Genomic DNA, 26,449 nt, shown 5'->3' with positions numbered 1-26,449 from the left:
GGCGGGTTTACGTACGATAATGAACCCATGCCGGGCGGTAGTCCGGGGCGGCCAGGGAGCGCCATGAAGCACGATTTCGAGCAAGTGCCTTCCGGCGAGGCGGGCATCCTGCCTCCGGCTTTCGACAGCAGTCCTGTCGCTGCCTTTGCCATCGACCTGTCGCACGCGATCATCGCTTGGAACAAGGCGTGCGAGAGCATGACCGGCATGGCTTCCGAAAAGATGACCGGTACCGGCAACCACTGGCAGCCATATTACGTGCAGCCGCAAAAGGTCCTGGCTGACTACATCATCGCCGACCGGCTCGCGGACACCGCCGAGGCGTTCGCCGGAAACCGGTTCCGCGCGGTGCCCCTGGTTGCAGGCGCTTATGAAGTCGAAGACTTTTTTCCGCACCTGGGCGAGAGCGGGCGCTGGATCGCGTTTTCCGCCGCGCCGCTACGCAATGCGCAAGGTCGCGTCGTCGGGGCTGTGCAGACCATGCAGGACATCACCGAAGCGCGCCTGGCCGAGGAGTCCCTGCACGACGCGCAGGTGATGGTCGAGCGGCTCGCCGCGAAACGGACGGAGCTTCTCGCACAGGCAAGCCGAGCGCCCGCCGACCGCTCCGACGATGCAATGGATAGCGGCAGCACAGGGAAAAGCATTGCGGAAAAGTTCATCCGTTCGGTGAACGACCTGCCGGCCTTGCCTGTTCGTCGGCGCGAGCCGGGCAGCGGCCCGATGGTGCCTGCGCTGTCCGCCTTCTTCGACGGCAGCCCCGTGCCGGCCTTTGCCATCGACGCCAACCATGTCGTGACCCACTGGAACCATGCCTGCGAACGGACCATCGGCGTTGCCGCTTCACGCATGATCGGGACGCGCAACCAGTGGGCGCCGTTTTATCCCAAGGAACGTCCAGTGCTCGCCGACCTTGTTCTCTCCGGAGCTGCCGAAGAAATGGTGGAGTCGTTCTACCACGGCAAGTTCAGGCGTTCACCGATCATTCCAGGCGCGTTCGAGGCAGAGGATTTTTTTCCCCACATGGGGGAGAGCGGACGCTGGCTGTCCTTCTCCGCCGCTCCGCTGCGCGATACGGCTGGCCGGGTCGTCGGCGCCATCGAAACGCTACAGGACATCACCAAGCGCAAGCTCGCGGAGCGAAACCTGCACAAGGTGCAGGTCGACCTTGAACACTTGGTGGCCAAGCGCACGGCCCAGCTCGCGCAGGCTAACAGCCGGCTCGAAGAGGACGTGCGCAAGCGGGAAGCCGCGGAGGCCGAACTCCTGCGTCGCAACGCCGAACTGACCGAGCTGAACGAGAAACTGTCGATGGCGCAGGAGCAGCTGATCCAGTCGGAAAAGCTGGCCTCCATCGGCCAGCTGGCAGCCGGCGTCGCGCACGAAATCAACAACCCGATCGGCTACATCTTTTCGAACTTCGCCGCACTCGAGCAGTACATTTCCGGCCTGCTGGAGATGCTTGCCGCCTACGAAGAGGTGGAGACGCACATTGCCGACCGGACGGCCGTCGAGCGCTTGAAATCACTGCGCGAACGCGTGGATTTCGACTACCTGAAGGGCGATCTTCCCTATCTCATGGAAGAATCGCGCGAGGGCCTGGTCCGCGTGCGCAAGATCGTGCAGGACCTGAAGGATTTTTCGCGTGTCGATTCGCACCTTCAGTGGCAGTGGGCCGATCTGCACCAGGGCATCGACTCAACCCTGAACATCGTCAACAACGAAATCAAGTACAAGGCCGATGTCGTCAAGGAGTACGGCACGCTCCCCGAGATCGAATGCCTGCCGTCGCAGATCAACCAGGTGGTCATGAACATGGTGGTCAACGCCGCCCAGTCCATCGGCACGGAGCGGGGACGGATCGTGGTTCGTACCGGTACCGAAGCGCAGAATGTGTGGATCGAGGTGGAAGACAACGGTTGCGGCATGACGAAGGACATCATGTCGCGCATCTTCGATCCCTTCTTCACCACCAAGCCGGTGGGCAAGGGGACGGGGCTGGGATTGTCGCTTTCGTACGGCATCGTGCAGAAGCACCACGGCCGCATCGAAGTGCGCAGTGAAGTTGGCAAGGGATCGACCTTCCGCGTCTGCTTGCCCGTGCGGCACGTAACCGCCTGATCTTCTGGCGCACAGGGCCGGACTCGGTTAGGATGGCCGCCAACTTATCCGGCTTTACCAGACATGACCTCCCAAACCGCAACTGCCTCGTCGCGCGACACGCTTCTCTCGCTGGATCCCGCATCCCTTCCCTGGGTGCCCTGGGCCATGCCCGGCACCCAGTTCAAGCTGCTGAGCGCCGACCCGGAAAGCGGCCGTTTCTCGCTCATGATCCGCCTCGAGAAAAACTGCAATGCGCCGAGCCACCGACATATCGGCGCGGTCGAAGGCCTGGTGCTCGAAGGCGGATTCCATTACGACGACGCGCCCGATGTCCGCTATACGGCCGGCATGTATGTTCTCGAACGGGATGGAGCCGTACACCGTCCGGTCAGTCCGGAAGGCGCTGTTATGTTTGCGGTATTCCACGGCCCCATCGAGGGACTGGACGACGAGGGGAATGTCACCGGACGTATTGGTTGCGGATGGCATGTCCGAACCTGGGGAGCAGCCCTGGCTGCCATCAGCTCGCCGTCACCTTCTCGTTGAGCCGCCAATACTTGCGCAGGAACTGCGCCACATTCTGATCGGTGCCGGGGGACGCATGCACCCACAGCGCGCCGTCCTTGTGCAGACGGTGCAGCCGCCGCCAGCGAATGTTTGCCCAGTGCACCGGCAGTCCTTGCACACGGTACGCAGCAAGTTCCGATTCGATGTGCGCATCGTCACCGAAGAACAGCCAGTCCTCGACGAACATCGATTGCATTCGTTCGAGCTCATGCAACTGCGTCTCGGAGAGCGGGCAGCGGATGAGATTGCGTGTCGGCGGATGGTCGATCGTCCATGCGCCGTACACATCGTCTTCGACGCTGCGGTACAGGCGCATGTCATGGTCCGCGTAGAAATCCTCGATCATGAAGAACGCTGCAGAGAAATAACCCTCCCGCGTCTCGATGTGCCATCCAATCACATCCTCGCCCGATTCGAAGTAGAACAGGGCAAACACCGATCCCGCCTTGTCGGGCGAGTACGAGATGTAAATCCGTGACTGCATTCGCTCATCGCCTGGTCTGAATACGCGCATGCGTGCTCGTGCAAGCTGAGCACGAACGCGTGTGAACCGTATAGACAGCCTCTGTCTGTGCGGGTTCGAAGTGGCGAAGACGAACTAATCCTTGACGGCGACATCGAATAGGTCTGGTGCATGCGCCAGGCGTCCATTCGTCTGTTGCGGACGCGCAGTACCGGCAGGCATCTTCAACATAACGGCAAAGGGTGCATCATGGACGACAGGAAGGTGGCGGTGGTGACAGGCGGCATGGGAGGGCTCGGGGAAGCGATCTGCGCACGGCTGTGCCGAGCGGGATATCGCGTGGCGGCAACGTATTCGCCGCGTAACGATTCGGCTACGGAATGGATCGATGCGCACAGGAAGGAAGGTCTCGAAGTCTCGGCCTACAAGATCGACGTCGCCGATTACACGTCATGTGACGCCGGCGTGAGGAAAATAGTCGGCGACACCGGACGCATCGACATACTCGTCAACAATGCAGGTATTACGCAAGATGCCACGCTCAAGAAAATGAAACCGGAAGACTGGCAGGCGGTGCTGCGCACAAACCTCGACAGCGTATTTAACATGACCAGGCCGGTGCTGCACGGCATGCTTGAATCGCGCTGGGGGCGGATCGTCAACATTTCGTCGGTCAACGGGCAGAAGGGCGCCTTCGGGCAAGTGAATTATTCGGCGGCCAAGGCCGGCGTGCATGGCTTCACCATGGCCCTGGCGCTGGAGGTGGCGAACAAGGGCATCACCGTCAATACGGTCTCGCCCGGCTATTTGCGCACGAAGATGGTCATGAAAGTGCCGAAGGAGATACTCGAGTCGAAAATCATCCCTGAAATCCCGGTCGGGCGTCTGGGCGAACCGGATGAGGTCGCCGCGCTCGTTGCTTATCTCTGTTCCGACGAGGCGGGATACGTGACCGGCGCCAACATCGCCATTAATGGCGGACAGCACATGCACTAGCGGCGCGATTGATATGCCTCAAGCGCACGCCGTGGCGAGTGGAAGGCCGGGTTGAATGCGAACAGAATATACCAACCCCTGTCACCGCCACGCTGGAGCGGCAGGAATAGCGGTCGTCGCAACGTTGCTTTGTTTGCGTTGTCGACGCTGTGCTGCCGCATCCGGCTGAGTCCCATCCTCTTGTTGCCAATCCCAGGAGAGCCACCATGCAGAATGCAAATAACCCCTTGGTCACGATGTACAACACCCAACTCGAAGCGTCCCGGCGCTTTGCCGAGGCCGTATTTTCAGGTTCGGAAAAGATTGATCGCGTGATGCGGGGCGCCACCCAGCGTGCGTTCAATGAGCAGCTCAATTTCGTGCAGGCCATCACCACTGCACGCGATCCGCGTCTCGTCGGGTCGACGCTGCAATCGAGCCTGTTTGCCCGCAATCCGGACGAGGCTGTGAACTACCAGCAGGAAATCGTCCGGATCATGGCCGAAATGCAGAACGAGATCAGCCGTTCGATGCAGGAGTACATGGACGAAATGCGTGCCAATGCAACGACCGGCACGACCCGTCCCATGCAGGCAGCGCCGACGCAGGCCAACGATTCGGCCTTCAATCCCATGACCAGCATGTTCTCCGTGTGGGAATCCGCTTTCAAGGAAGTCGCGGACCTGGCAAAGAAGAACATGATTGCCGCACGCGGGGCAGTCGAACAGGCGGCGGCCCGGTCGTCAACCTATGCAAGTGCTGCCACCGGAGCAGCGCAGGATGCGATGAGTACGGCAGCGGATTCGGCAGGCATCATGACACCGCAGGCTACGCGCGCTGCGAGTGCAGCCACGGATGCGGAAGCCGCCACTGCGGCTGAGAGCCGGCGCGGCGGACATCCTTCCGGTTCCGGCCGGAGGAAGTAGCCGCGCATGAAAAAGCCCTGTCCACTGGACAGGGCTTCACGCTGGCTGTGCAGAGGAATGGTGCTTATGCCGTGGCCAGTGAATCCCATTCACCGTCCGGCTGATCCGGCTCTTTTGACGCGGCAGCCTTGGCCTTCTTCGCGCCAGATTGCTTGGCGCGCGTGCTCGATGGTGGCAGTCGGCGCAATGTCTTCAGTGCATCGAGGTCCTTGATGCCAATGGAACGCTGGTCCACGGTAATAAGGCCGATTTCATTGAAGGCCGACAGTGTGCGGCTCACCGTTTCCAGCGTCAGTCCGAGATAGCTTCCAATCTCGTGGCGGGTCATGCGCAGGTTGAACAACTTGCTCGAGTATCCCATGTCCGCATAACGTTCCGACAGGTTGACGAGGAAGCGTGCGACACGCGCTTCCGCGCTCAGTGCACCCAGCATGCTGACCATCGCCTGTTCGCGCACCAGTTCCCGGCTCATGACGCTGTACATCGCATGTTCGAATTCCGGATGAGCACGTCCGAGTGCCGTCAGCTTCTTGAAGGGCAGCAGGATCAGGTCGCAATTGGAGAGGGCCACGGCTTCCGACGCGTAGCGCTTGGTGTGGATGCCGTCTACACCGAACAGGTCACCCTTCATCGGAAAGCTGAGCACCTGCTCGTTGCCGAATTCATCGATCAGCACGGTCTTCAGGAAGCCGGAGTGGACGATGTACAGTGTATCGAAGGGCTGGCCGATGGTATGGATGCGCTGGCCGGTCTTGAACTGGACATGCTGGAACAGGAGTTCTTCATCGGTGTGCACCGCCGCCGAGGGAATGCGCAGGACATCGCAGAGCTCTTTCAGATTCGACCAGAGTTTGCCTTGACGTTGCCAGCCTGCTTCCACGGAAGATGAGTGCAACGCCGGGATGGGGCTCTCGGTGCGGTTTTCAGTCATTGGCGTGGATAACATGGGCTTCTCCTTCATTCAGGGTAATTCGGTCTTGTCATTCCGGCGGCATGGCGCGATGCATGTGTCTTGCATTCGCTGCTGCATACCGCACGGGCGCATCCGTCCGGAAGTCAACATTACGGACGCTTGCGTGTTGTCCGCTTGTCATGCTTTGCTGTGAGTGATCAGTATCGCAACCGCAACAGCCAATTACTATCGGGGTGGGCTGAATTGAAATGTAGGTGTGCATTGCGCCGTGTAAGAATTTCCCTACATGTGTGTGGGAAGTTTTCCTAACGGATTGAACGAGCGGGGAGAGTTCGGAGGAAAAAGATGAAGAGGAGGCAACTGCCTCAGTTCTTCAGGGGGCCGAGCAGGCGGTGCTGAACGGCATACTGCACCATCTCCGCCAGCGAGTTCATGTTCATCTTGGTCAGGATGCGCGTCTTGTGCGTGCTGACTGTCTTTGCGCTGAGATGCAGCAGGTCGGCGATCTCCGTGATCGACTTGCCGCTGACGAGCAAGGTGAAGACTTCAAACTCGCGGTTGGAAAGCTGTTTGTGGGGCAAATCTTCATTGGACGGCATCACGTCCATCGCCAGTTGCTCAGCAACTTCCAGGCTGATGTAAGGGCGGCCGGAAGCGACCTTGCGAATTGCGCTCACAAGCTGCGTTCCGGCGCTTTCCTTGGTGAGATACCCGCGGGCACCGGCACGGATGGCGCGCACTGCATACTGCTCTTCCTCATGCATGGTGAGGATGAGGATGGGCAGCTTGGGAACTTCATCCTTGATCTGGCGGATCAGTTCGACGCCGCTGCGGCCGGGCATGGAAAGATCCAGCATCAGCAGGTCAAAACCGCCCTTGCGGACATGGGCGAGGGCTTCGAAGCCGTCAACCGCTTCGCCCACGACCTCGATGTCATCGGCTCCATCGAGAATGCGCTTCAAGCCTTCGCGCATGATAGTGTGGTCGTCGGCAATAACTATGCGGATCATGGACGTGATGTCGGCGGCTGAGAGCTCTGTTCTGTGTTGAAAATCGGATCGATCGGTATCGATGCGTGGATCGCCAAGCCATGCGGCGCTGCATTTTCGATACTGATTGTACCTCCCAGTACGAAAATGCGTTCCTGCATTGCGATCAATCCATAGCATCCCGGTTTGAATTCGCTGCCGGCTGGCATACCGATACCGTCATCCCGAATCATAACATCGAGTTGGTTTTCAGTTTGTTCCAGTATGATCCACGCATTGCGCGCATGGGCGTGCTTCTCGATGTTCGACAGGCCTTCCTGCACGACCCTGAACACCGCCGACTCGATCGGATCGTCCAGCTTGCCCGACATGCCCGCGCTGTCCACGCTGCAAGCGATGCCAGTCTTCTTGCGGAAATTCTCGGCCATCCACTCGACGGCTGGAAGCAATCCGAAATCGTCGAGGAGGGGAGGCCGCAACGCGGACGCCATGCTCTTTGTCATCGTGATGACGTTATCCAGCAGGCCCTGCATTTGCGCGAGGCGTGCCGGCAGGCCGTCGTCGGTCTCTGGCAGGCTGTTCTCGAGCCAGTCAAGGTCCAGCTTGAGGACGCTGAGGCGCTGGCCGATGTCATCGTAGAGCTTCCGCGAGAACCGGCGCTTCTCGATTTCGGTTGCCTGCTGCGAAGTGACCGCCCAGCGGCGCAAGTCGTATGGCCGCGCGATCCGCTGCTTCGTGTCGTGCTCACGACGAAGCCCTCCCGCTTCATGCAGGATCAGGGCCAGGAAGAGTTCGCCATGCACCGTAACCTGCAAGATGCTGGCATTGAACGTAAGGCACTCCCCGTTCGCGTGCACTCCCTTGAGTTCGAGCTTGCTGCGCCGCCCCGAGAAACGTGCCGCGGACAAACGATCGAGATGCCTGCGCTGTTCAGTGCCGGCGCGTGGGGGAATGAGTACGTCGAGCGGCTTTTCTAGGAGTCGGTCAGCCGTGTAGCCGAATATTTGTTCGACCTTCTCATTCACGAGGACAATGTGCCGCATCGAATCGACAATGACCACCCCGTCCATGGCCGAATGGATGATCGACATGAGCGACGGTCCTACCTTGGCGGCCGGGAAGCGCGACAGGGAGGTAATGAAGTTCGGCAGTTTGCCCGTGCTGTATTCCAATTGTGTGGTCATCGCAATTCTCTGTTGCCAATGCCTGTTGAGCGATCGTCTGCGCATCGAGCTGTACCGCCTGCTGTTGGCGGGCCGGCATTGACAATGATGTGCCGGTACGCTGATCCCGGGGAGGCGCAGCGTCCATGCTCGCCTCTCGTATATCAGCCTAAGACCGTAGTCAGCTCAAATTAACAGACCAAAGTGAAGCTGGATTGAGAAATAACAACCAGTCGATTGCGATAAGGTAAGCGGATTGATCACCGGTTCCGGAGCGGAATGGGTTGTTTGCGCTCGCTCAATCGCCCCTATGGGAAGGCACGTATCCACACCCGCCTGGCGAGCGAGAGGCACGTTGCAAGTTTCACTTCTCTTGCTGCTACACTACGGCGTCCTGCCGGACCTCATCCCATACAAGCACAACAAGTCATGAATATCCAACTCGGAGACATCAGCCATATCATCCAGCTTTCCATCGCCCCGGTGTTCCTCCTTACCGGCGTGGGGACAAAGCTTGCAGTGCTGACTAACCGGCTCGCGCGCATCATCGACCGGTCGCGCGTGCTGGAGGACAGATTGAGCGCTGCCGGTGGAGCAGGGTTCCCGGAGGCCCAGGGCGAGCTTCTTGCCTTGTATCGGCGCTCCCACCTGATCAACTGGGCTATTACGCTGAGCACATCCTGCGGCTTGCTCGTGTGTATCGTCATTGCTGCACTCTTCATTGGCGATGCCCTCGACCTCGAGCTGGCAAAATTCATCGCGTTTTGCTTCGTGCTCGCCATGTTTTCCCTTATCGGAAGCTTCGTCTTTCTCCTGCGCGAAATCTTCGTTGCAACCCAATCGCTGTCAAAACGCAACCTGCCGCCGGGCGTGAAATAAGATTCACATCATGTTGAATCCGCCTTGCCAATTGGGGCCGGCCGCATGGCAGCGGTCGATTGCCGTTTTCCAGGTGTATGCCATATTCGCTACGTCATCAGGCATATCGCTGCGAGGTTCGACCTGGATGGCGTGAACGCCGATCGAGGCCAGCAGTGGTAGCCGGAGCAGGGCATCACGCGTCCCTTGCTCGGCAAGGTAGCAGGGGTCATTGCAAGTAAGACTCATCTGTCCAGGCACAGGGCCGGCCGCGGATACTTCGATTTCGGCATTTACATTGGCGCAAATCGCGGCCAGCTGTGCGAGTGAAATGTAGTGTGGAACAAGTATTCGTGCAGCGTTCACCTGCAGTTTCAGCAGGTGAGCAGTCCTGGGGCAAATATCGGCAGGCGCGATGATATGCAGAGGGATGGATGGATAGTGTGTTGCGCAGTAGAGCGCGAGCGAAAGGTCTGCTATGGCAAGGGCGTCGAATCCCTGTTCGACGGCCCAGCTGATGGCATGGCTGCGTTCCTGCCAGGAGAGGTCGGTTTGTACGGCCATATCGAGAACAAGCTTTCGACCACGCTTGTGCGCATAACGTACGGCGCCGGAAAGGCGGTTGTTCCGTGCTGCATGCATGAGTGGAGGCTGGGACCTGAAAGCAATTCTTACCCAATCGGCGCCAGCGTCGACTGCTGCGCGTACTGTCGCCGGACTGGCAGCAAGGCATCCAAGTTGCAACCGTGCCGACTGCGGCGCGGCAGGAGCGATGGTGGAATGGAGCAACGCAGATGACATCATCAGCCTCCATCTAAGGACAAAATCCTCTTATTTCTGACATGCAACCGATTTCAATCTAGCAGCGTTTCAAATAGGAAGCTTGATTTTTCGCAAGCGTGTTGCCGGAAGTGCATGTCGATATTTCGCCGAAGGGATTATCGCGGGCAAAACAAAAGGGGCTTACGTTTTCACGTAAGCCCCTTGGAATTTTTTGGCTCCCCGACCTGGACTCGAACCAGGGACCTGCGGATTAACAGTCCGTCGCTCTACCGACTGAGCTATCAGGGAACAGAAGAGCCGCTATTATAGTCAGATTTTTCTGTCCGTGTCAAAACTTTTCGGACGGAAATATGGCGGACCGAATTTGGTCCGCCCGCGGACTTTCTTACAGCACCTTGCCGATGGCTTCCACCACGGCATCGATATTGCGCGAGTTGAGAGCAGCAACGCAGATGCGGCCGGTATCCACAGCATAGATGGAAAACTCAGAGCGCAGACGCTCGACCTGGGCCTTGGTCAGGCCGGAGTAAGAGAACATGCCGCGCTGCTTGATCACGAAGTCGAAGTCCTGGCCGGGAGCCTTGTCCTTCAGCTTCTGGACCAATGCCTGGCGCATTTCACGGATGCGCACGCGCATGCCAGCCAGCTCTTCTTCCCACATATTGCGCAGTTCAGGCGTAGACAGGACGGTGGCGACAACCTGGCCGCCATGGATCGGCGGGTTGGAGTAGTTGGTGCGGACGACGCGCTTCAGTTGCGACAGCACGCGGGATGCTTCCTCCGCGCTGGCAGCCACGATGCTCAGGGCGCCAACACGTTCACCGTACAGGGAGAACGACTTCGAGAAAGAGTTGGAAACAAACAGCGCACCGCCGGCGTCGGCGAAGCGGCGGACGACCTTGCCATCTTCCGCAATGCCGTCGCCAAAGCCTTGGTAGGCCATGTCAAGGAAGGGCACCAGGCCGCGCTCGGTGACAACCTTGATGACGTCGGTCCATTGCGCTTCGGTCAGGTCGGCGCCGGTCGGGTTGTGGCAGCAAGCATGCAGCACGACGACGGAACCGGCCGGCATCTCGCCCAGCGCCTTCAGCATGCCGTCGAAATTCACGTCGCGGGTGGACGCATCGTAGTACGGGTAGTTATTGACGGTGAAACCTGCTGATTCGAACAGCGCGCGGTGGTTTTCCCAGCTCGGATCGCTGATCCAGACCTGCGCGTTCGGGGAGAAGCGCTTCAGGAAGTCCGCGCCCAGCTTGAGCGCGCCGGTGCCGCCGAGTGCCTGAACGGTAATCGCACGCTTTTCCTGCACGACGGCGCTGTCTGCGCCGAATACCAGCTCCTGCACCGCCTTGTCGTACGCTGCCAGACCTTCGATCGGCAGGTAGGTGCGCGGGGTTGCCTTTTCCATCAGCTGCGATTCAGCCTTGCGCACGCATTCGAGCAGCGGCACCTTGCCGTTGTCATCGTAATAAACGCCCACGCCGAGGTTGACCTTGTTCGGGTTCTTGTCGGCGTTGAAGGCTTCGGTAATTCCGAGGATTGGGTCGCGCGGCGCCATTTCGATGGCGGTCAGCAGGGAGGCGGGATGGGATTGGCTCATCGTGATAACATGAAAAGTTGACTGTAAAAGCAGGCTTTTGCAGACGGGTTGTAGTCAGTTCCGGGCAGGACGCTGGAACGGATGTGCAACTTTCTATTCTACCAAAGGTCGAATGCAGATGGCAGATTTATCCCAGGTATCCAGCACCATCGACGAATCGAGAATCGTCACTTTTCCCGACTCACCGTACCGGCTTTACCAGCCGTTCCCGCCGGCCGGCGACCAGCCCGATGCCATCGCCAAACTGGTGGAGGGCATCGATGACGGGTTGTCGTTTCAGACCCTGCTCGGGGTGACCGGTTCCGGCAAGACTTACACGATGGCGAACGTCATCGCGCGCCTTGGCCGTCCGGCGATCGTGTTCGCGCCGAACAAGACCCTGGCCGCACAGCTGTACAGCGAGTTCCGCGAGTTCTTCCCGCAAAACGCTGTCGAGTACTTCGTCAGCTACTACGACTACTACCAGCCGGAAGCCTACGTCCCGCAGCGCGACCTGTTCATCGAAAAGGACTCGTCCATCAACGAGCACATCGAGCAGATGCGCCTGTCATGCACCAAGTCGCTGATGGAGCGTCGCGACGTCGTCATCGTTGCCACCGTTTCTGCAATTTACGGTATCGGTAATCCGAACGAATACCACCAGATGATCCTGACGCTGCGCGCGAAGGACAAGGTGAGTCAGCGCGACGTCATCGCGCGTCTCATCCAGATGCAGTACACGCGCAACGAGGTCGATTTCGGCCGCGGTACCTTCCGCGTGCGCGGCGACACCATCGACGTCTTCCCGGCGGAACATGCGGAACTGGCGCTGCGCATCGAGACCTTCGATGACGAAATCGAGAGCCTGCAGCTGTTCGATCCGCTGACTGGACGCGTGCGGCAGAAGATTCCGCGCTTCACGATCTATCCGGGCTCGCATTACGTCACGCCGCGCGCGACGGTGCTCAGGGCGATCGAGACCATCAAGGAGGAGTTGCGCGAGCGCCTCGAGTTCTTCCGCAAGGAGAACAAGCTGATCGAAGAACAGCGCCTCGAGCAGCGTACCCGATTCGACCTCGAAATGATGCAGGAGCTCGGCTTCACCAAGGGCATCGAAAACTATTCGCGCCATCTCTCCGGCGCGAAGCCGGGAGAGCCGCCGCCAACGCTGGTCGATTACCTGCCGCAGGATGCGGTGATGTTCCTCGACGAGTCGCATGTGCTGCTGGGCCAGCTCAATGGCATGTACAACGGCGACCGCGCGCGCAAGGTCAACCTGGTCGATTACGGCTTCCGCCTTCCGTCGGCGCTGGACAACCGGCCGCTGAAGTTCGAGGAATTCGAAAGCAAGATGCGGCAGACGGTGTTTGTGTCGGCCACGCCTGCGGAGTACGAAGGCAAGCATGCGGGCCAGGTGGTGGAGCAGGTGGTGCGTCCGACCGGCCTCGTCGATCCGATCATCCAGGTCAAGCCGGCCAGCTCCCAGGTCGACGACCTGATGTCGGAGATCACAGAGCGGGTAAAGAAGAATGAGCGTGTGCTTGTGACGACTCTTACCAAGCGCATGGCAGAACAGTTGACGGAATTCCTCGGCGATAACGGCGTCAAGGTGCGTTACCTGCACAGCGATATCGATACCGTGGAGCGTGTCGAAATCATCCGCGACTTGCGTCTCGGGACGTTCGATGTGCTGGTCGGGATCAACCTGTTGCGCGAGGGGCTGGATATCCCCGAAGTGTCGCTGGTGGCGATCCTCGATGCGGACAAGGAGGGTTTCCTCCGGTCCGAGCGCAGCCTCATCCAGACGATAGGCCGCGCCGCGCGCAACCTGAATGGTACGGCAATCCTCTATGCGGACCGCGTCACCGATTCCATGAAGCGGGCAATCGACGAAACCGAGCGCCGCCGTGCAAAGCAGATCGCGTTCAACAAGGCAAACAACATCACGCCGGCGGGGGTGAAGAAGGAAATTCGCGACCTGATCGACGGTGTCTACAGTCCGCAGGAGGCGAGGGCAGAATTGCTTGTCGCGCAGGAGCAGGCAAAGTACGAATCCATGAGCGAAAAACAGGTCAGCAAGGAAATCAAGCGCCTCGAAAAGCTCATGGTGGAGCACGCCAAGAACCTGGAATTCGAAAAGGCCGCGCAGGTGCGCGATCAGCTGCACGTGCTTAAGCAGCAGCTGTTCGGCGCACCAGGCATGGATAACGTCGTGTCCCTGACCGGCAAGTAGGCCGGCGATCTCCGTGTCCGGGGCGGGCATGCGGCGGTACAATCCGTCTTTTCCCGCTTCCGAGTCGCCATGTCCCACGCCTTTCCGCCAGTTATCCTTGACGCACTCTCGCTCGCCCATTCCTCCTGGCAGCCAGTCTTGATGCTCGGAGTCGAGGCCGTGCATGCGGCCGATCCCGCTTACCTTTCCTCGCTGGCGCAGGACGCCTTTCTCCCGACGCAGGGCCGCCTGTTCGCCGCCTTCATGCAACCGCTCGACAAGGTGCGCTATGTGCTGGTGGGCGAGGGGCCGTACCCGCGCGAGCAAAGTGCTACGGGCGTATGTTTTATGGACGGTGCGGTGGAATCCTTGTGGTCCGAAAAGGGCTTGTCCAAGCAGGTCAACCGGGCAACGTCCCTGCGCAATTTCATGAAAATGCTGCTGGTCGCGTCCGGCAAATTGTCGCAGGAAGACACGTCCGGCGATGCGCTTGCGCACGTATCGCTTAAAGCGCGCGCTATCGGATCGCCGTTCATCCAAACCTTGACCGAGCTGCAGGCCAACCTGACGAAGGAGGGTTTCCTGCTGCTCAACGCCTCCCTCGTGTATCGCCCGCACGTCGCACCGGTCAAGGATGCACGAGCCTGGATGCCATTCCTCAAGGTGGTGCTCGAAGCACTGGCTGCGCGCGACGGCGAGATGCCGACGCTCGTCCTGTGGGGGAAAATTGCCGAGCAGTTGAAGGCATTGGAAGTTGTGACCCGTTTCCCGCGCGCGGTTTCCGAACATCCCTACAACCTGACTTTCATCGCAAATACGACCATGCAGTCGCTTTTTGGGCCGATGAATTTGCTCATGAGGCGTTTATAGCGGCTTACTTCTGATTCTATTGTGTAACAGGCGTAAGTTTGTTTGAACGCGCGCGCAATCCGGCAGTGCTTTTTGTTATCATATTTTTAACAAAATATTGTGCAAGCTCATGGCTTGCCAAGATGGTTGCTGTAACCATCCGGATATTGTCTGCCGGGCGCGCCGGTTGTTGTTCCAAAGGGTCTTCCATGAAATCCACGCAAATCCTATTCGTCTGCATGGGCAATATCTGCCGTTCGCCCACGGCGGAGGGCGTGATGCGCAAGTACGTGGAAGAGTTGGGTTTGTCCGAACAGATCATCGTTGATTCGGCGGGTACGCACGACTATCACACCGGGGAGCCCCCGGATCCGCGTGCGCAGGCTGCCGCGCTCCGGCGTGGTTACGACCTGTCCGGATTGCGCGCCAGGCAGGTCGTTCCTGGCGACTTCGAACGGTTCGACCTCATCCTGGCGATGGATTTCAACAATCTCGCCGTCCTCCATTCCTGGTGTCCGGAAGACTTGAAACACAAGACCGGGCTGCTGATGCCGTATGCGTTAAATCGCCGGGCGACCATCGTCCATGATCCCTATTACAGGAGTGCTCGGGATTTCGATCATGTGCTCGATGCGATCGAGGATGCCTGCCAGGGGCTTCTTGGCGTGCTCCTGGGCGATGGCAGTGTGGACGGCGAACCTGGTCGCCAGGTGGGGACGAAGCTGAACGTTCATTCGAACACATGGGCGTTCCCGGCCCGGGCGGCAGGTTCGCGTTCCTGAGCTTTTGGCCGCGATGTAAAAATTACCAGCGCATATTGGGAAAAAGTGCGCTGGCGGGAAGGGCGGATTGCTTCCCTGCTGCATGAGCGCCGCATGGTATGACGATTGCATCTGCATGGCGAGGGATATAGCGCAAATCGGACGGTGTCATGGACGCGATGAAGTCGACAATAGCGGCGGTCGTGTGGCTGGTGGCAGGCACGGCGGTTGCCCAAACGTCATCAGGGGAAGAGGCGGCAGCGGGTGCCGATCCTGTCCTCGCGTTGAATATCGATGCCACTGCGGACCAGCCAGATTCCAGCCGGCGCATCGAAACCTACAGCTTGCCCGCTTACCGGTTGCCATCGGCCGGCAAGATCCACGCAGCCGCCGGACTTGTGCCGTTGCAGACATCGGCGGCGTCCGCTTCCTTCATCCAGGGGCAAACCGGCATCGACACGCATGCAATGCTCTCGGCGGACCGCTGGCTTGCACGGGAGCCGGGGCTGGCCCGAACATTCGCGGTGGGCCACGCCTGGCGCGACCTGACTTTGGAAGGGACCATTTTTTCGAGCCAGGATGACGGACGCGACTACCTGCAGCGGGAAACAAGGAAGATCGATTCGCGTTCCGCACGTCTGTCGTTTTCGCCGGTGGAGAACTGGATTGTCCGCGTCAGCCGCGGCAGCGTAAGCGGCCTGGACCATCTCGTCGCGGGTGAAGAAGTCCGCCGTACGGCAATATCGGCGACTTATCGCCGAGCCTTCGCGGAAGGCGACTGGGAGGCAACCGTCGCGTGGGGACGCAATTCCAGGAAGTTCAGGGAGTCCACCATGGGTTATCTCGTGGAATCAGCATTCCGGTTTGACGGAGTCCATTCTGTTTTCGGCAGGGTGGAGCAGGTCGGCAGCGATGATATCGGAAGGGAAAACGAATCCCTGCAACGTCAACTCTTCATGATGAACAAGCTGACGGTCGGTTACTCCCGCGACGTTCGCCTTGCTCCTGCCCTGGGTATGGATGCCGGTGTCTTCGCCACGCGCTATTTCGTTCCTAGCGGCATGGCACCATCGTATGGATCGGGACCCACTGCCTACATGATGTTCATACGGCTGAAAATGCAGTAGCCGCCTGCCTCCGCGCCTCTCAGGCGTCGCGGTGCGAAATATGAAATAATAACGAGTTGCACCGCAACAAGCAGTTCCTTTGCGCCTACTGAAGAAGTAACGCGGCCGTTTCCGCCATTGCCGATCCCTTCTGATTTTCTGCGGCATGACCGCAGTTCCCAATACCTGACAAAATCACTCAACTTTGATATACTTGAGCAAAATCTTCGGGAATCGGGGATATTCGAGTGAACTTGAATAAAGTTTCCTATTGGAGTTGAAGTCTATGCGTCTGACCACCAAGGGCCGTTTTGCAGTGACAGCGATGATCGACCTCGCTATGCGCCAGGACAAGGGGCCCGTCACATTGTCCGCGATCAGCCAGCGGCAGGAAATTTCCCTGTCCTACCTTGAGCAGCTTTTTGGCAAGCTGCGTCGCCACGAGATCGTGGAATCGGTGCGCGGACCTGGGGGGGGGTATACGCTCGCCCGCCGTGCCGAAGACGTGACGGTTGCCGACATCATCATCGCGGTTGATGAGCCGCTCGACGCCACCCAGTGCGGCGGCAAGGAAAACTGCCACAGCCAGGGCCACGAGCACGGTTCCCGTTGCATGACGCATGACCTGTGGTCGACGCTCAACGCCAAGATGGTCGAGTACCTCGATTCCGTGTCGCTGAAGGACCTCGTGGACCAGCAGCGCCAGAAGAACGCAGAACACAATGTGGTGGTGGTTCCCCGTCCCCACGTAGCAGCATGATTGGAGCAAGTGAGAGCATGAACGCCCCCCTGGAAAAAAGCCTCGTAGATACGATCAAGGCACCGCATTTCCCGATCTACATGGATTACTCGGCAACCACGCCGATCGATCCGCGCGTCGCCGACAAAATGATTCCCTACCTGCGCGAGCAGTTCGGCAATCCGGCGTCTCGCAGCCACATGTACGGATGGACGGCAGAGAAGGCCGTCGAGGAAGCGCGCGCGCACGTCGCCGCGCTCGTCAATGCCGATCCGCGCGAAATCGTGTGGACATCCGGCGCGACCGAAGGCAACAACCTCGCGCTGAAGGGCGCCGCGCACTTCTACAAGACCAAGGGCAAGCACATCATCACGGTCAAGACCGAGCACAAGGCCGTGCTCGACACCGTGCGCGAACTGGAACGCCAGGGCTTCGAGGCGACCTACCTGCAGCCGCAGGACAACGGTCTGATCACTGTGCAGCAGATCGAAGAAGCGATCCGCCCGGATACAATCCTCGTGTCCGTCATGCTGGTCAACAATGAAATCGGCGTGATCCAGCCGATTCCGGAAATCGGCGAGCTGTGCCGCTCCAAGGGCATCATTTTCCATTGCGATGCCGCGCAGGCGACGGGTAAAGTGCATATCGACCTCGAAAAATGGAAGGTCGACCTGATGACCTTTACTGCACACAAGACTTACGGCCCGAAGGGCATCGGCGCGCTCTACGTCCGCCGCAAGCCGCGCGTCCGCATTGAACCTCAGATGCATGGCGGCGGTCACGAGCGCGGACTGCGTTCGGGTACGTTGCCGACGCACCAGATCGTGGGCATGGGCGAGGCCTTCCGCATCGCCAAGGAAGAAATGGATAGCGAGATCGCACGTATCAAGGCGCTGCGCGACCGCCTGGCTAAAGGCCTGACCGAAATCGAGGAAGTCTACGTCAACGGCGACATGGAACACCGCGTGCCGCACAACCTGAACGTGAGTTTCAACTATGTCGAGGGCGAATCGCTGATCATGGCGATCAAGGACATCGCCGTGTCGTCCGGTTCGGCTTGTACTTCGGCCAGCCTGGAACCATCTTATGTATTGCGTGCACTCGGCCGCAGCGACGAACTGGCACACAGTTCGATCCGCTTCACCATTGGCCGTTTCACCACCGAGGAAGACATCGACTTCACGATCAATCTGATCAAGTCCAAGGTTTCCAAGCTGCGCGAACTTTCGCCGCTGTGGGAAATGTACAAGGACGGCGTCGACCTCAATTCCATCCAGTGGGCTGCGCACTGAGCGCCGCACAAGTTTAAGGAGCATCAACATGTCTTATTCCGAAAAAGTTCTCGACCACTACGAAAACCCGCGCAACGTCGGCTCGTTCGAAAAGGGTGACGAATCAGTGGGCACCGGCATGGTCGGCGCACCGGCATGCGGCGACGTGATGAAGCTGCAGATCAAGGTCGGCGCCGACGGCGTGATCGAAGACGCAAAGTTCAAGACCTACGGCTGTGGCTCGGCGATCGCCTCGTCCTCGCTGGTGACCGAATGGGTCAAGGGCAAGACGCTCGACCAGGCGATGTCGATCAAGAACACGCAGATCGCGGAAGAGCTCGCGCTGCCGCCGGTGAAGATCCACTGCTCGATCCTCGCTGAAGATGCGATCAAGGCTGCCGTGCAGGACTACAAGGCCAAGCACTCGGCCGATTCGAAAGAAGCAGCCTGATTTGTGTGCCCGGCGGTGCCGGGCGGTATTGAACAAAAAGCGTAAGCGTCATGGCAATCACACTGACTGAAAAAGCAGCAAAGCATGTCAACCGGTACATCGAACGGCGGGGCAAGGGGATCGGCCTGCGTTTTGGCGTGCGCACCACCGGATGCTCGGGCATGGCCTACAAGCTGGAGTATGTGGATGAAAGTGCGCCTGACGATGCAGTGTTCGAGTCGCACGGCGTCAAGGTATTCGTCGACCCGAAGAGCCTGCCGTATATCGACGGGACCGAGCTGGATTTCGCACGGGAAGGCTTGAACGAAGGCTTCAGGTTCAACAACCCCAATGTGAAGGATGCCTGCGGTTGCGGCGAAAGTTTCCGTATCTGACCGGGCCTTGCGCATCATTGGCAGCGCAGGAAAACGAGCACAAACCAAGCCTGTTGAAGTACGGACAGGCTTTTGTTTTAGATGACCATGCAAAACCACTTCGACCTGTTCCACTTGCCGCAACGCTTCGCTGTTGAAACGGAGGCGCTGGACAGTGCGTATCGCGAAGTGCAGAACCGCGTGCACCCGGACAAGTTCATCAACGCGACCGATACTGAAAAGCGTGTCGCGATGCAGTGGGCGACGCGCGCGAACGAGGCCTACCAGACGCTCAAGAACCCCTTCAAGCGCGCTGCCTACTTGTGCGAGCTGAACGGCATCGATCTGCAGATCGAGTCCAACACGACGATGGCGCGCGAGTTTCTGATGCAGCAGATGGAGTGGCGCGAGGCGCTGGAAGACGCGAAGGCCGCACGGGATATCGTTGCACTGGAAAATCTCGAAGCCGACCTGCGCAAGGTGCGCAAGGCGGAACTCGAACAGATCGGAACGCTGCTGGATGCAGGGGATTACGAAGCCGCGGCCAAGGGCGTGCGGCAGCTGATGTTCCTCGAAAAATTCGGCGCAGAAGTCCACGCTGTTTTCGAGAAGCTGGAAGGCTGAACAGAAGAATACCGAAAAGGGTACCGCGCCCAGCCGTTGCCGTCTGGTGCGCTGACTGACTGAAGACAACATATGGCGCTACTCCAAATTTCCGAACCCGGCATGTCTACCGCGCCGCACCAGCACCGGCTGGCCGTGGGCATCGACCTGGGGACGACCAACTCGCTCGTTGCGACGGTCCGCAGCAGCATTCCCGAAGTCCTGACAGACGAGGAGGGTCGGTCGCTGCTTCCTTCGATCGTGCGCTACCTGCCGAATGGCACGGCGAATATCGGCTACAAGGCACAGGCTGCGCAGACCACCGATCCGAAGAACACGATTGTTTCGGTCAAGCGCTTCATGGGGCGCGGCCTCAAGGACATCGCCTATGCCGAGAACCTGCCGTACGACTTCGTCGATGCGCCCGGCATGGTGCAGCTGAAGACGGTTGCCGGCGTCAAGAGCCCGGTAGAGGTTTCCGCGGAAGTCCTGGCGACGCTGCGCCAGCGCGCGGAGGATGCGCTGGGCGATGAATTGGTCGGCGCGGTAATCACCGTTCCGGCATATTTCGACGACGCGCAGCGCCAGGCAACCAAGGATGCAGCCAAGCTGGCCGGCCTGAACGTGCTGCGCCTCCTGAACGAACCGACTGCGGCGGCGATCGCCTATGGCCTTGACCATGGATCGGAAGGCGTCTATGCCGTCTATGACCTCGGCGGCGGCACGTTCGACATTTCCATCCTCAGGCTGACCAAGGGCGTGTTCGAAGTGCTGGCCACGGGCGGCGATTCCGCACTGGGCGGCGACGACTTCGACCATCGCCTGATGTGCTGGATGATCGAACAGTCCAACCTTGCGCCCTTGTCCGAAAAGGACATGCGCATCCTCATGGTGAAGTCGCGAGAAACCAAGGAGCTGCTGTCGACGCAGGCGGAAACGCATATCGACGCCGTCCTCAATTCCGGCGAAGAGGTGCACCTCAGCATCACGGCGGAAACCTTTGCGCAGATCACGCAGCACCTCGTCAACAAGACCATCACGCCGACCAGGAAGGCGTTGCGCGATGCAGGCTTGACGGTGGACGACGTCGACGGCGTCGTGCTCGTCGGCGGCGCTACGCGCATGCCGCACATCCGCAAGGCAGTCGGCGACTTCTTTGAAACCACGCCGCTGGCCAACATCGACCCGGACAAGGTCGTTGCGCTCGGCGCCGCAATCCAGGCGAACCTGCTCGCGGGCAACCGTGCAGCAGGCGACGACTGGCTGCTGCTGGACGTCATTCCGCTGTCGCTCGGCATCGAGACGATGGGTGGACTCGTCGAAAAAGTCATTCCCCGCAACTCGACCATTCCCTGTGCGCGTGCGCAGGAGTTCACGACATTCAAGGACGGCCAGACTGCGATGGCCATCCACGTGGTGCAGGGCGAGCGCGAGCTTGTCAGCGATTGCCGCTCTCTAGCGCGCTTCGAACTGCGCGGCATTCCGCCGATGGCGGCGGGCGCGGCGCGCATCCGCGTGACGTACCAGGTGGACGCCGACGGCCTGCTGTCCGTATCTGCCCGCGAACAGCGTTCCGGCATCGAGGCATCGATTTCGGTCAAGCCCTCGTATGGCCTCGGCGACGATGAAATCGCGAAGATGCTGCAGGACTCCTACCAGTCCGCAGAAATCGACATGAAGCTGCGCGCACTGCGCGAAGAACAGGTGGAAGCCGAACGCATCCTCCTCGCCACGCAGTCTGCGCTCGATGCTGACGGCGACCTGCTGTCGGACGAGGAGCGCGCCGTTGTCGCCGGCCAAATGGACGGGCTGCGCCAAACGGCAGGCGGAGCGGACCATGATGCCATCAAGGCTGCGGTCGAGGCGCTGGCAAAAGGGACCGAGGAATTCGCGGCGCGGCGCATGGATCGTAGCGTGCGTTCGGCACTCGCCGGCAAGAAGCTCGACCAGGTGGCCTGACACCGCGGACAACATCAAAAATACATTTTCGAGGTAATTCAAGTGCCCCAAATCGTCGTTCTGCCCCATGCCACCCTCTGTCCGGAAGGCGCCGTAATCGAAGCGCCGGCCGGCAAGTCAATCTGTGATGTGCTGCTCGAGAACGACATCGAGATCGAACACGCTTGCGAAAAATCGTGCGCTTGCACGACCTGCCACGTGGTGGTCCGCGAAGGCTACAACTCGCTTGGCGACCCGGAGGAGAAGGAAGAAGACCTGCTCGATCGTGCCTGGGGCCTGGAAGCAACGTCCCGCCTTTCCTGCCAGGCGATTGTCGAAAGCGAAGACCTCGTGATCGAAATCCCGAAGTACACGATCAACCAGGTCAGCGAAAACCACTGATGGGGGGGCATCATGAAATGGACTGACGTTACCCGGATTGCGGAAGAGCTGCACGACAAGTACCCTGATGTTGATCCCGCGGCGATCCGCTTCACGGATCTGCACAACTGGGTGGTCGAGCTGGAAGATTTCGACGACGACCACAAGCGCGGCGGCGAAAAGGTCCTTGAAGCAATCCAGGCGGCCTGGATCGAAGAGGCGAAGTAAGCCTTCAAGCCGCGTCAAGCGGGATCGATACGGTCAGCGTGGTGCCGTCGCGCGGATCGCTTTCGATATCGAGGTCACCGCCCAGCGCAATGATCCTTTCCTCGATGCCGATCAGACCGAAGGAATTTGCCTTGCGCCTGCAATCCGGATAAATGCCGATTCCGTTATCAGCGACTTGCAGGTAGAGCTTGCCGTTGACCGTAGCGAGCGAAATTTCCACATGGCTTGCTTTAGCATGCCGGATGACGTTGTTCAGTGACTCCTGCAGGATGCGAAACAGTGCCGTGGCCCGATTGTCGTCGAGGATGATGTCGTCTTCCATGTGCAGTTCGCATTGGATCCCGCTCCTCCGCTGGAAATCCTGTACCTGCCATTCAATCGCCGCGTTCAGCCCGAGGTCGAGCACGGTCGGGCGCAGGTTGTTGATCGCTGCACGGACCGCCTTCATCGTCGCGTCGATGTGACTTAACGCGAGGCGCACGCGGTCGTTCAGTCGAGAGTGCGTCCGCGTGCGGTCATGGAGCATCGCCACATCGATGCGCAATGCGAGCAGGTTCTGGCCGAGGTCGTCGTGCAGTTCGCGCGCGATCCGCTTGCGTTCATCCTCGCGCACCCTTTCCTGATGTGACACAAGATGGCGCAGCATCTCCCGCGAATGCTGGAGTGCGTCTTCCATTTTCTTGCGTTCGGTGATGTCGGTGCAGGTGCCGATATAGCCGAGGAAGCGCCCGAGCGGGGAGAGGCGGGGAACACCGTGCGCCAGCATGGTGTGATATTGCCCGTTCCGATTGCGCAGGCGGTATTCCAGCGTGAATGGATGACGAGAACGGAAGGCGGCTGCATGCGCATTGATGCAGGCCGGTATGTCGTCCGGATGGATGCCGTCGGTCCAGCCGTCTCCTAGTTCATCCTCGAGCGGACGTCCGGTGAAATCGAGCCACATCCTGTTGAACCAGAGGTAGTCGCGCTGCGGACCGGTAATCCAGATCAGGACCGGCGCCGAGTCCGCCATCAACCGGAATCGCTCTTCGCTTTCGATCAGGCTCAGTTCTGCCTGCTTGCGGTCGCTGATGTCACACAGGACAAGGCGGCAAGTCTCCCTTTCCTTGTCTGCATTGGCTTCGAGGTGGGCAAAGAATGCTTTCCTGTCGGAGTCGAGGAAGCGTAGTTCGCAGGTTTCCTTTGAGTCGCTGTGGAACACTTCTTTCAGGAAGGCGTTGAACGACGCGTGCATGTCGATCGAGATGAACTCCTCGAGGCGCTTGCGGTGAAGCGAGGCGCGCGTGACGCCGAGCAGGCCGGCGCCGGTCAGGTTGGCCTCGATGATGGTGCCGTTGCGATCCAGCCGGAAGTATCCGACAGGTGCACTGTCGTACAGATCGGCGTAATGGGCAATGGCTTGCTCCGCGGCCAGAGGGTGTACAGGCACTTGAACCAGCGGGTCAAAATCTATTTTTCTCAGCATCAATTCGTCGTCATCGTGAGCCACAAGCACTTGCCTCCAATGATGCAAAAATGGCAAGTATGCGTTGACCTAGCGGTGAGCGCAAGAGGATTGTCGCGTGGCTGTCATATGGCTCTGCCGGAATGCGTCTGTAAAGAAAAAAAGGCGGCCGAAGGCCGCCAGGGAGGGAGGGGGAATAGGTTAGCCGCGGGAAGTGAGCTGGCCGTCCACCACACGTACGCGGTCGCCGACGCTCCAGGACGGCTGGTGGTTGTAGGGGAAGCTGCGGACTTCGCCGTCTTCCATGCGCACTCGCACCTGGTAGGAGGTCGTTGCGCGGGTATGCTTTTCGATTTCATTGCCCGCATAACCGCCGCCCACGGCGCCAGCTACGGTAGCAATCTTGCGGCCGCTCCCGCCGCCAACCTGGTTGCCCAGCACGCCGCCGAGCACCGCACCCGCCACCATGCCTACGCCACTCGGCTGGGCTGCTTGCTGGATGGCCTGGACGGATTCGACGCGGCCGCAGCTATGGCAGACTGCCGGCGCCTGGGCGACTTGGGGAGCAGGCTCGCTGACTACCCGGTGCGAACGCGGCTGGCTGGCATGCGCAGCGCGCGGGGCACGCTTCACGGGGGCCGGTTCCTGTTCTTCAGCGACGACGGCCTTGGGCTCCGGCTTGCTTTCCACCAATGCCGCAGGTGAGGTGGCAGCAGTGGCGGCGCCGACAGTTGCGGCGACAGGCGCGGCGGCGGACGGCGTGGACGAGCTGTGCGAGGTCGGGATGAGACCGGTGATCGCGGCGACGCCGGTAAGGCTGACCAGCATGACAGAGATCGCTGCGCCAGCGACCAGCGGGTGAATTCGGTTGGACGAAGTGTTTTCCATTTTTACCTCCTTGGGCGGACGATGTCCGTACGACGTTTGAGTCGATTATCGGAGGGAAGGTGCCGCAAGAAAAGGCGATTAATGTGTCAGCTGTAAGGCTTTGTAACGGCGTTTGTGGAATGCCAAGGGAGCGGATTTCCAGGGCAGGGAAGAGCGCTTCAGAAAAGAAGAACGGGACCTTGGAAGGTCCCGTTTTTTCCCGCATACAGCTCTGTTTCAGTCTTCCCGGCGCAGGTGCGGGAACAGGATGACATCGCGGATGTTGGGCGAATCGGTGATCAGCATCATCAGGCGGTCGATGCCGATGCCGCAACCGCCGGTGGGCGGGAGACCGTATTCCAGCGCACGGATGTAGTCGGCGTCGAAGAACATGGCTTCCTCGTCGCCGGCATCCTTGGCTGCTACCTGTGCGTGGAAGCGGGCGGCCTGGTCTTCGGGATCGTTGAGTTCCGAGAAGCCGTTGGCGATTTCACGCCCGGTGATGAACAGCTCGAATCGCTCGGTAATGCCGGGCACCGAGTCGGATGCGCGCGCCAGCGGCGACACTTCGATCGGGTAATCGATGATGTAGGTCGGATTCCACAGCTGCGATTCGGCCGTTTCCTCGAACAGTGCGAGCTGCAGCGCGCCGATGCCGGCATTCGCCAGCGGTTCGACGCCGAACTTCTTCAGTTCGGTGCGCAGGAAGGCAGCGTCATGCAGCTGCTCGTCGGTGTAGCCCGGCGCGTACTTGTTGATTGCGCCGACGATGGTCAGGCGTTCGAACGGCTTGGACAGGTCCAGCTCGCGGCCCTGGTAGGTCAGGCAGGCGGTGCCATGCGCGTCGACGGCGGCTTGGCGGATGACTGCCTCGGTGAAATCCATCAGCCACTTGTAGTCGACGTAGGCCGCGTAGAACTCCATCATCGTGAATTCAGGATTGTGGCGCGGCGATACGCCTTCATTGCGGAAGTTGCGGTTGATTTCGAACACGCGATCAAAACCGCCGACCACGAGGCGCTTCAGGTACAGCTCAGGCGCGATGCGCAGGAACATTTCCATGTCCAGCGCATTGTGGTGGGTAATGAAAGGCTTGGCTGCGGCGCCGCCGGGAATCGGATGCAGCATCGGCGTCTCGACTTCCATGAAACCGTGCTCGGCCATGAAGCGGCGCATCGACGACATCGCGGCGGTGCGTTCCTTGAACACGCGGCGCGTGTCTTCGCTCATGATGAGGTCGACGTAGCGCTGGCGGTACTTGGTTTCCTGGTCGTGCAGGCCGTGGAACTTGTCGGGCAGCGGGCGCAGCGACTTGGTCAGCAGGCGCAGGCCGGTCACCTTGATCGACAGCTCGCCGGTCTTGGTCTTGAACAGCAGGCCTTCGGCGCCGAGGATGTCGCCCAGGTCGTAATGCTTGAAGCGCGCGTGCGTTTCTTCACCGGCGTTGTCGTTGGTGATGTAGAGCTGGATGCGGCCGTTCGCCTTCTGGCCGGAGGAATCCTGCAGCGTGGCGAAGGAAGCCTTGCCCATCACGCGCTTGAGCATCATGCGGCCGGCGACCGAGACCTTGATGGGTTCGGCTTCCAGCGTGTCGTTCTCCAGCTCGCCGTATTGCGCATGCAGGTCGGCAGCCTTGTGCTCCGGGCGGAAATCGTTAGGGAAGGCGGAGCCTTGCTCGCGCAGCGCGGCCAGCTTGCCGCGGCGCTCGGCAATGATGGAATTTTCGTCTTGCGCCGGCGCGTTTTGTTCGTGTTGGTTGGTCATGGACATTCTGCGGTCGATGTTGGAATGCGGTTACACGCCTTGCTTGAGCGAGGCAGCGATGAAATCGTCGAGGTCGCCGTCAAGCACGGCCTTGGTGTTGCCGACTTCGTGGTTGGTGCGCAGGTCCTTGATGCGCGACTGGTCGAGCACGTAGGACCGGATC

General features: G+C 59.9%; 27 protein-coding genes, 1 tRNA gene and 1 pseudogene. 18 read left to right on the top strand and 11 right to left on the bottom strand.

Annotation, left to right across the window (positions count from 1 at the left end; genetic code table 11):
• The first annotated feature begins 63 nt into the window (after window positions 1-63).
• Window positions 64-2,121, top strand: a complete 2,058-nt coding sequence (locus AYR66_RS21080) for an ATP-binding protein (RefSeq protein WP_170942230.1) — start codon at window positions 64-66, stop codon at window positions 2,119-2,121.
• A 63-nt stretch (window positions 2,122-2,184) separates the two neighbouring features.
• Window positions 2,185-2,649, top strand: a complete 465-nt coding sequence (locus AYR66_RS21075) for a 2,4'-dihydroxyacetophenone dioxygenase family protein (protein WP_088709136.1) — start codon at window positions 2,185-2,187, stop codon at window positions 2,647-2,649.
• Here the strand turns inward: AYR66_RS21075 and AYR66_RS21070 are convergent.
• Window positions 2,624-3,154 (bottom strand): hypothetical protein, encoded by a 531-nt coding sequence (locus AYR66_RS21070; RefSeq protein ID WP_088709135.1) that lies wholly within the window; start codon window positions 3,152-3,154, stop codon window positions 2,624-2,626. The two genes, AYR66_RS21075 and AYR66_RS21070, sit on opposite strands and share 26 nt — an antisense overlap.
• Window positions 3,155-3,382: 228 nt before the next feature.
• Between AYR66_RS21070 and phbB the strand changes: the two genes are divergently transcribed.
• On the top strand, window positions 3,383-4,129 hold the full coding sequence (gene phbB, locus AYR66_RS21065) for an acetoacetyl-CoA reductase (RefSeq protein WP_088709134.1): 747 nt from the start codon (window positions 3,383-3,385) through the stop codon (window positions 4,127-4,129).
• A 206-nt stretch (window positions 4,130-4,335) separates the two neighbouring features.
• Complete coding sequence (locus tag AYR66_RS21060) at window positions 4,336-5,034, top strand: phasin family protein (RefSeq protein ID WP_088709133.1); 699 nt, start codon at window positions 4,336-4,338, stop codon at window positions 5,032-5,034.
• Window positions 5,035-5,098: 64 nt separating this feature from the next.
• On the opposite strand, the gene AYR66_RS21055 is transcribed toward AYR66_RS21060, so the two are convergent.
• From AYR66_RS21055 to AYR66_RS21045, 3 genes are all read right to left on the bottom strand, one after another.
• Window positions 5,099-5,914 carry a Crp/Fnr family transcriptional regulator gene (locus AYR66_RS21055; RefSeq protein ID WP_420093135.1) on the bottom strand — a complete coding sequence of 272 codons (816 nt, stop codon included), beginning with the start codon at window positions 5,912-5,914 and terminating at the stop codon, window positions 5,099-5,101.
• A 398-nt stretch (window positions 5,915-6,312) separates the two neighbouring features.
• Entirely contained in the window at window positions 6,313-6,957 is a 645-nt protein-coding gene (locus tag AYR66_RS21050) for a response regulator (protein WP_088709131.1), read from the bottom strand.
• Window positions 6,954-8,027, bottom strand: coding sequence for a sensor histidine kinase (locus AYR66_RS21045; protein WP_170942229.1), 1,074 nt, complete (start codon window positions 8,025-8,027; stop codon window positions 6,954-6,956). The genes AYR66_RS21050 and AYR66_RS21045 overlap by 4 nt, the downstream gene beginning before the upstream one ends.
• On the opposite strand from AYR66_RS21045, the gene AYR66_RS29020 reads away from it, so the two are divergent.
• Together AYR66_RS29020 and AYR66_RS21040 are read left to right on the top strand one after the other, a co-directional pair.
• On the top strand, window positions 8,026-8,202 hold the full coding sequence (locus AYR66_RS29020) for a hypothetical protein (protein ID WP_170942228.1): 177 nt from the start codon (window positions 8,026-8,028) through the stop codon (window positions 8,200-8,202). The two genes, AYR66_RS21045 and AYR66_RS29020, sit on opposite strands and share 2 nt — an antisense overlap.
• A 326-nt stretch (window positions 8,203-8,528) precedes the next feature.
• A complete protein-coding gene (locus tag AYR66_RS21040) occupies window positions 8,529-8,978 on the top strand; it encodes a DUF2721 domain-containing protein (protein ID WP_088709129.1) in 450 nt (149 codons plus the stop codon).
• 3 nt (window positions 8,979-8,981) lie between these two features.
• Here AYR66_RS21040 and AYR66_RS21035 read toward each other — a convergent pair whose 3' ends face one another.
• The 3 genes from AYR66_RS21035 to AYR66_RS21025 all read right to left on the bottom strand — a co-directional run bounded on the left by AYR66_RS21035 (window position 8,982) and on the right by AYR66_RS21025 (window position 11,340).
• The gene (locus AYR66_RS21035; protein WP_088709128.1) at window positions 8,982-9,761 is read right to left on the bottom strand and encodes a peptidase U32 family protein; all 780 of its coding nucleotides are present in this window, start codon (window positions 9,759-9,761) and stop codon (window positions 8,982-8,984) included.
• Window positions 9,762-9,952: 191 nt separating this feature from the next.
• Window positions 9,953-10,028, bottom strand: a tRNA-Asn gene (locus tag AYR66_RS21030).
• Between the two features lie 97 nt (window positions 10,029-10,125).
• Window positions 10,126-11,340, bottom strand: a complete 1,215-nt coding sequence (locus tag AYR66_RS21025; RefSeq protein WP_088709127.1) for an amino acid aminotransferase — start codon at window positions 11,338-11,340, stop codon at window positions 10,126-10,128.
• Between the two features lie 118 nt (window positions 11,341-11,458).
• On the opposite strand from AYR66_RS21025, the gene uvrB reads away from it, so the two are divergent.
• Both uvrB and AYR66_RS21015 read left to right on the top strand, forming a co-directional pair.
• Entirely contained in the window at window positions 11,459-13,552 is a 2,094-nt protein-coding gene (gene uvrB, locus AYR66_RS21020; protein ID WP_088709972.1) for an excinuclease ABC subunit UvrB, read from the top strand.
• A 69-nt stretch (window positions 13,553-13,621) separates the two neighbouring features.
• Entirely contained in the window at window positions 13,622-14,401 is a 780-nt protein-coding gene (locus tag AYR66_RS21015; protein WP_088709126.1) for a uracil-DNA glycosylase family protein, read from the top strand.
• A 16-nt stretch (window positions 14,402-14,417) separates the two neighbouring features.
• Here the strand turns inward: AYR66_RS21015 and AYR66_RS29015 are convergent, their stop codons facing one another.
• Window positions 14,418-14,591 carry a hypothetical protein gene (locus AYR66_RS29015; protein ID WP_170942227.1) on the bottom strand — a complete coding sequence of 58 codons (174 nt, stop codon included), beginning with the start codon at window positions 14,589-14,591 and terminating at the stop codon, window positions 14,418-14,420.
• Between AYR66_RS29015 and AYR66_RS21010 the strand changes: the two are divergent.
• The 10 genes and pseudogenes from AYR66_RS21010 to iscX form a co-directional block, all read left to right on the top strand.
• Window positions 14,590-15,042: pseudogene (locus AYR66_RS21010) on the top strand (low molecular weight protein-tyrosine-phosphatase); the annotation flags it as partial. The gene AYR66_RS29015 and the pseudogene AYR66_RS21010 overlap by 2 nt on opposite strands.
• Window positions 15,043-15,311: 269 nt before the next feature.
• On the top strand, window positions 15,312-16,268 hold the full coding sequence (locus tag AYR66_RS21005) for a hypothetical protein (RefSeq protein ID WP_088709124.1): 957 nt from the start codon (window positions 15,312-15,314) through the stop codon (window positions 16,266-16,268).
• A gap of 265 nt (window positions 16,269-16,533) precedes the next feature.
• Window positions 16,534-17,007 (top strand): Fe-S cluster assembly transcriptional regulator IscR, encoded by a 474-nt coding sequence (gene iscR, locus AYR66_RS21000; RefSeq protein ID WP_088709123.1) that lies wholly within the window; start codon window positions 16,534-16,536, stop codon window positions 17,005-17,007.
• A 17-nt stretch (window positions 17,008-17,024) separates the two neighbouring features.
• Window positions 17,025-18,278 carry an IscS subfamily cysteine desulfurase gene (locus AYR66_RS20995; protein WP_088709122.1) on the top strand — a complete coding sequence of 418 codons (1,254 nt, stop codon included), beginning with the start codon at window positions 17,025-17,027 and terminating at the stop codon, window positions 18,276-18,278.
• Between the two features lie 28 nt (window positions 18,279-18,306).
• Window positions 18,307-18,708 carry a Fe-S cluster assembly scaffold IscU gene (iscU, locus tag AYR66_RS20990; protein WP_088709121.1) on the top strand — a complete coding sequence of 134 codons (402 nt, stop codon included), beginning with the start codon at window positions 18,307-18,309 and terminating at the stop codon, window positions 18,706-18,708.
• Between the two features lie 50 nt (window positions 18,709-18,758).
• Complete coding sequence (gene iscA, locus AYR66_RS20985; RefSeq protein ID WP_088709120.1) at window positions 18,759-19,082, top strand: iron-sulfur cluster assembly protein IscA; 324 nt, start codon at window positions 18,759-18,761, stop codon at window positions 19,080-19,082.
• 87 nt (window positions 19,083-19,169) lie between these two features.
• Entirely contained in the window at window positions 19,170-19,685 is a 516-nt protein-coding gene (gene hscB / locus AYR66_RS20980; RefSeq protein ID WP_088709971.1) for a Fe-S protein assembly co-chaperone HscB, read from the top strand.
• Window positions 19,686-19,757: 72 nt separating this feature from the next.
• Window positions 19,758-21,623, top strand: coding sequence for a Fe-S protein assembly chaperone HscA (gene hscA, locus AYR66_RS20975; protein WP_088709119.1), 1,866 nt, complete (start codon window positions 19,758-19,760; stop codon window positions 21,621-21,623).
• Window positions 21,624-21,665: 42 nt separating this feature from the next.
• A complete protein-coding gene (gene fdx, locus AYR66_RS20970; RefSeq protein ID WP_088709118.1) occupies window positions 21,666-22,004 on the top strand; it encodes an ISC system 2Fe-2S type ferredoxin in 339 nt (112 codons plus the stop codon).
• 12 nt (window positions 22,005-22,016) lie between these two features.
• A complete protein-coding gene (gene iscX, locus AYR66_RS20965) occupies window positions 22,017-22,211 on the top strand; it encodes a Fe-S cluster assembly protein IscX (RefSeq protein WP_088709117.1) in 195 nt (64 codons plus the stop codon).
• Window positions 22,212-22,215: 4 nt separating this feature from the next.
• Here iscX and AYR66_RS20960 read toward each other — a convergent pair whose 3' ends face one another.
• The 3 genes from AYR66_RS20960 to lysS form a co-directional block, all read right to left on the bottom strand.
• Complete coding sequence (locus AYR66_RS20960; RefSeq protein ID WP_170942226.1) at window positions 22,216-23,640, bottom strand: PAS domain-containing sensor histidine kinase; 1,425 nt, start codon at window positions 23,638-23,640, stop codon at window positions 22,216-22,218.
• A 216-nt stretch (window positions 23,641-23,856) separates the two neighbouring features.
• Entirely contained in the window at window positions 23,857-24,543 is a 687-nt protein-coding gene (locus AYR66_RS20955; RefSeq protein WP_088709115.1) for an outer membrane lipoprotein, read from the bottom strand.
• A gap of 216 nt (window positions 24,544-24,759) precedes the next feature.
• Window positions 24,760-26,286, bottom strand: a complete 1,527-nt coding sequence (lysS, locus tag AYR66_RS20950) for a lysine--tRNA ligase (protein WP_088709114.1) — start codon at window positions 26,284-26,286, stop codon at window positions 24,760-24,762.
• Between the last annotated feature and the right edge of the window lie 163 nt (window positions 26,287-26,449).

The organism is Noviherbaspirillum denitrificans (genome assembly GCF_002211445.1).
Classification (GTDB): Bacteria; Pseudomonadota; Gammaproteobacteria; order Burkholderiales; family Burkholderiaceae_D; genus Noviherbaspirillum; species Noviherbaspirillum denitrificans.
The sequence above is the reverse complement of the archived record's forward strand: the minus strand, read 5'-3'. Positions and strand labels throughout refer to the sequence as shown.

Excerpts from the sequence above, each read along its gene's own strand:
- iscA (WP_088709120.1), top strand. The coding sequence starts at position 18,759 with ATGGCAATCACACTGACTGAAAAAGCAGCAAAGCATGTCAACCGGTAC.
- iscX (WP_088709117.1), top strand. The coding sequence starts at position 22,017 with ATGAAATGGACTGACGTTACCCGGATTGCGGAAGAGCTGCACGACAAG.
- AYR66_RS29015 (WP_170942227.1), bottom strand. The coding sequence starts at position 14,591 with ATGGAAGACCCTTTGGAACAACAACCGGCGCGCCCGGCAGACAATATC.
- AYR66_RS20995 (WP_088709122.1), top strand. The coding sequence starts at position 17,025 with ATGAACGCCCCCCTGGAAAAAAGCCTCGTAGATACGATCAAGGCACCG.
- iscU (WP_088709121.1), top strand. The coding sequence starts at position 18,307 with ATGTCTTATTCCGAAAAAGTTCTCGACCACTACGAAAACCCGCGCAAC.
- AYR66_RS20955 (WP_088709115.1), bottom strand. The coding sequence starts at position 24,543 with ATGGAAAACACTTCGTCCAACCGAATTCACCCGCTGGTCGCTGGCGCA.
- AYR66_RS21070 (WP_088709135.1), bottom strand. The coding sequence starts at position 3,154 with ATGCAGTCACGGATTTACATCTCGTACTCGCCCGACAAGGCGGGATCG.
- iscR (WP_088709123.1), top strand. The coding sequence starts at position 16,534 with ATGCGTCTGACCACCAAGGGCCGTTTTGCAGTGACAGCGATGATCGAC.
- lysS (WP_088709114.1), bottom strand. The coding sequence starts at position 26,286 with ATGACCAACCAACACGAACAAAACGCGCCGGCGCAAGACGAAAATTCC.
- uvrB (WP_088709972.1), top strand. The coding sequence starts at position 11,459 with ATGGCAGATTTATCCCAGGTATCCAGCACCATCGACGAATCGAGAATC.
- hscA (WP_088709119.1), top strand. The coding sequence starts at position 19,758 with ATGGCGCTACTCCAAATTTCCGAACCCGGCATGTCTACCGCGCCGCAC.
- AYR66_RS21035 (WP_088709128.1), bottom strand. The coding sequence starts at position 9,761 with ATGATGTCATCTGCGTTGCTCCATTCCACCATCGCTCCTGCCGCGCCG.
- AYR66_RS21060 (WP_088709133.1), top strand. The coding sequence starts at position 4,336 with ATGCAGAATGCAAATAACCCCTTGGTCACGATGTACAACACCCAACTC.
- AYR66_RS21015 (WP_088709126.1), top strand. The coding sequence starts at position 13,622 with ATGTCCCACGCCTTTCCGCCAGTTATCCTTGACGCACTCTCGCTCGCC.
- AYR66_RS21005 (WP_088709124.1), top strand. The coding sequence starts at position 15,312 with ATGGACGCGATGAAGTCGACAATAGCGGCGGTCGTGTGGCTGGTGGCA.
- AYR66_RS21045 (WP_170942229.1), bottom strand. The coding sequence starts at position 8,027 with ATGTCGATCATCCATTCGGCCATGGACGGGGTGGTCATTGTCGATTCG.
- AYR66_RS21025 (WP_088709127.1), bottom strand. The coding sequence starts at position 11,340 with ATGAGCCAATCCCATCCCGCCTCCCTGCTGACCGCCATCGAAATGGCG.
- AYR66_RS21050 (WP_088709131.1), bottom strand. The coding sequence starts at position 6,957 with ATGATCCGCATAGTTATTGCCGACGACCACACTATCATGCGCGAAGGC.
- phbB (WP_088709134.1), top strand. The coding sequence starts at position 3,383 with ATGGACGACAGGAAGGTGGCGGTGGTGACAGGCGGCATGGGAGGGCTC.
- AYR66_RS29020 (WP_170942228.1), top strand. The coding sequence starts at position 8,026 with ATGAGCGACGGTCCTACCTTGGCGGCCGGGAAGCGCGACAGGGAGGTA.
- AYR66_RS21080 (WP_170942230.1), top strand. The coding sequence starts at position 64 with ATGAAGCACGATTTCGAGCAAGTGCCTTCCGGCGAGGCGGGCATCCTG.
- AYR66_RS21040 (WP_088709129.1), top strand. The coding sequence starts at position 8,529 with ATGAATATCCAACTCGGAGACATCAGCCATATCATCCAGCTTTCCATC.
- AYR66_RS21075 (WP_088709136.1), top strand. The coding sequence starts at position 2,185 with ATGACCTCCCAAACCGCAACTGCCTCGTCGCGCGACACGCTTCTCTCG.
- hscB (WP_088709971.1), top strand. The coding sequence starts at position 19,170 with ATGCAAAACCACTTCGACCTGTTCCACTTGCCGCAACGCTTCGCTGTT.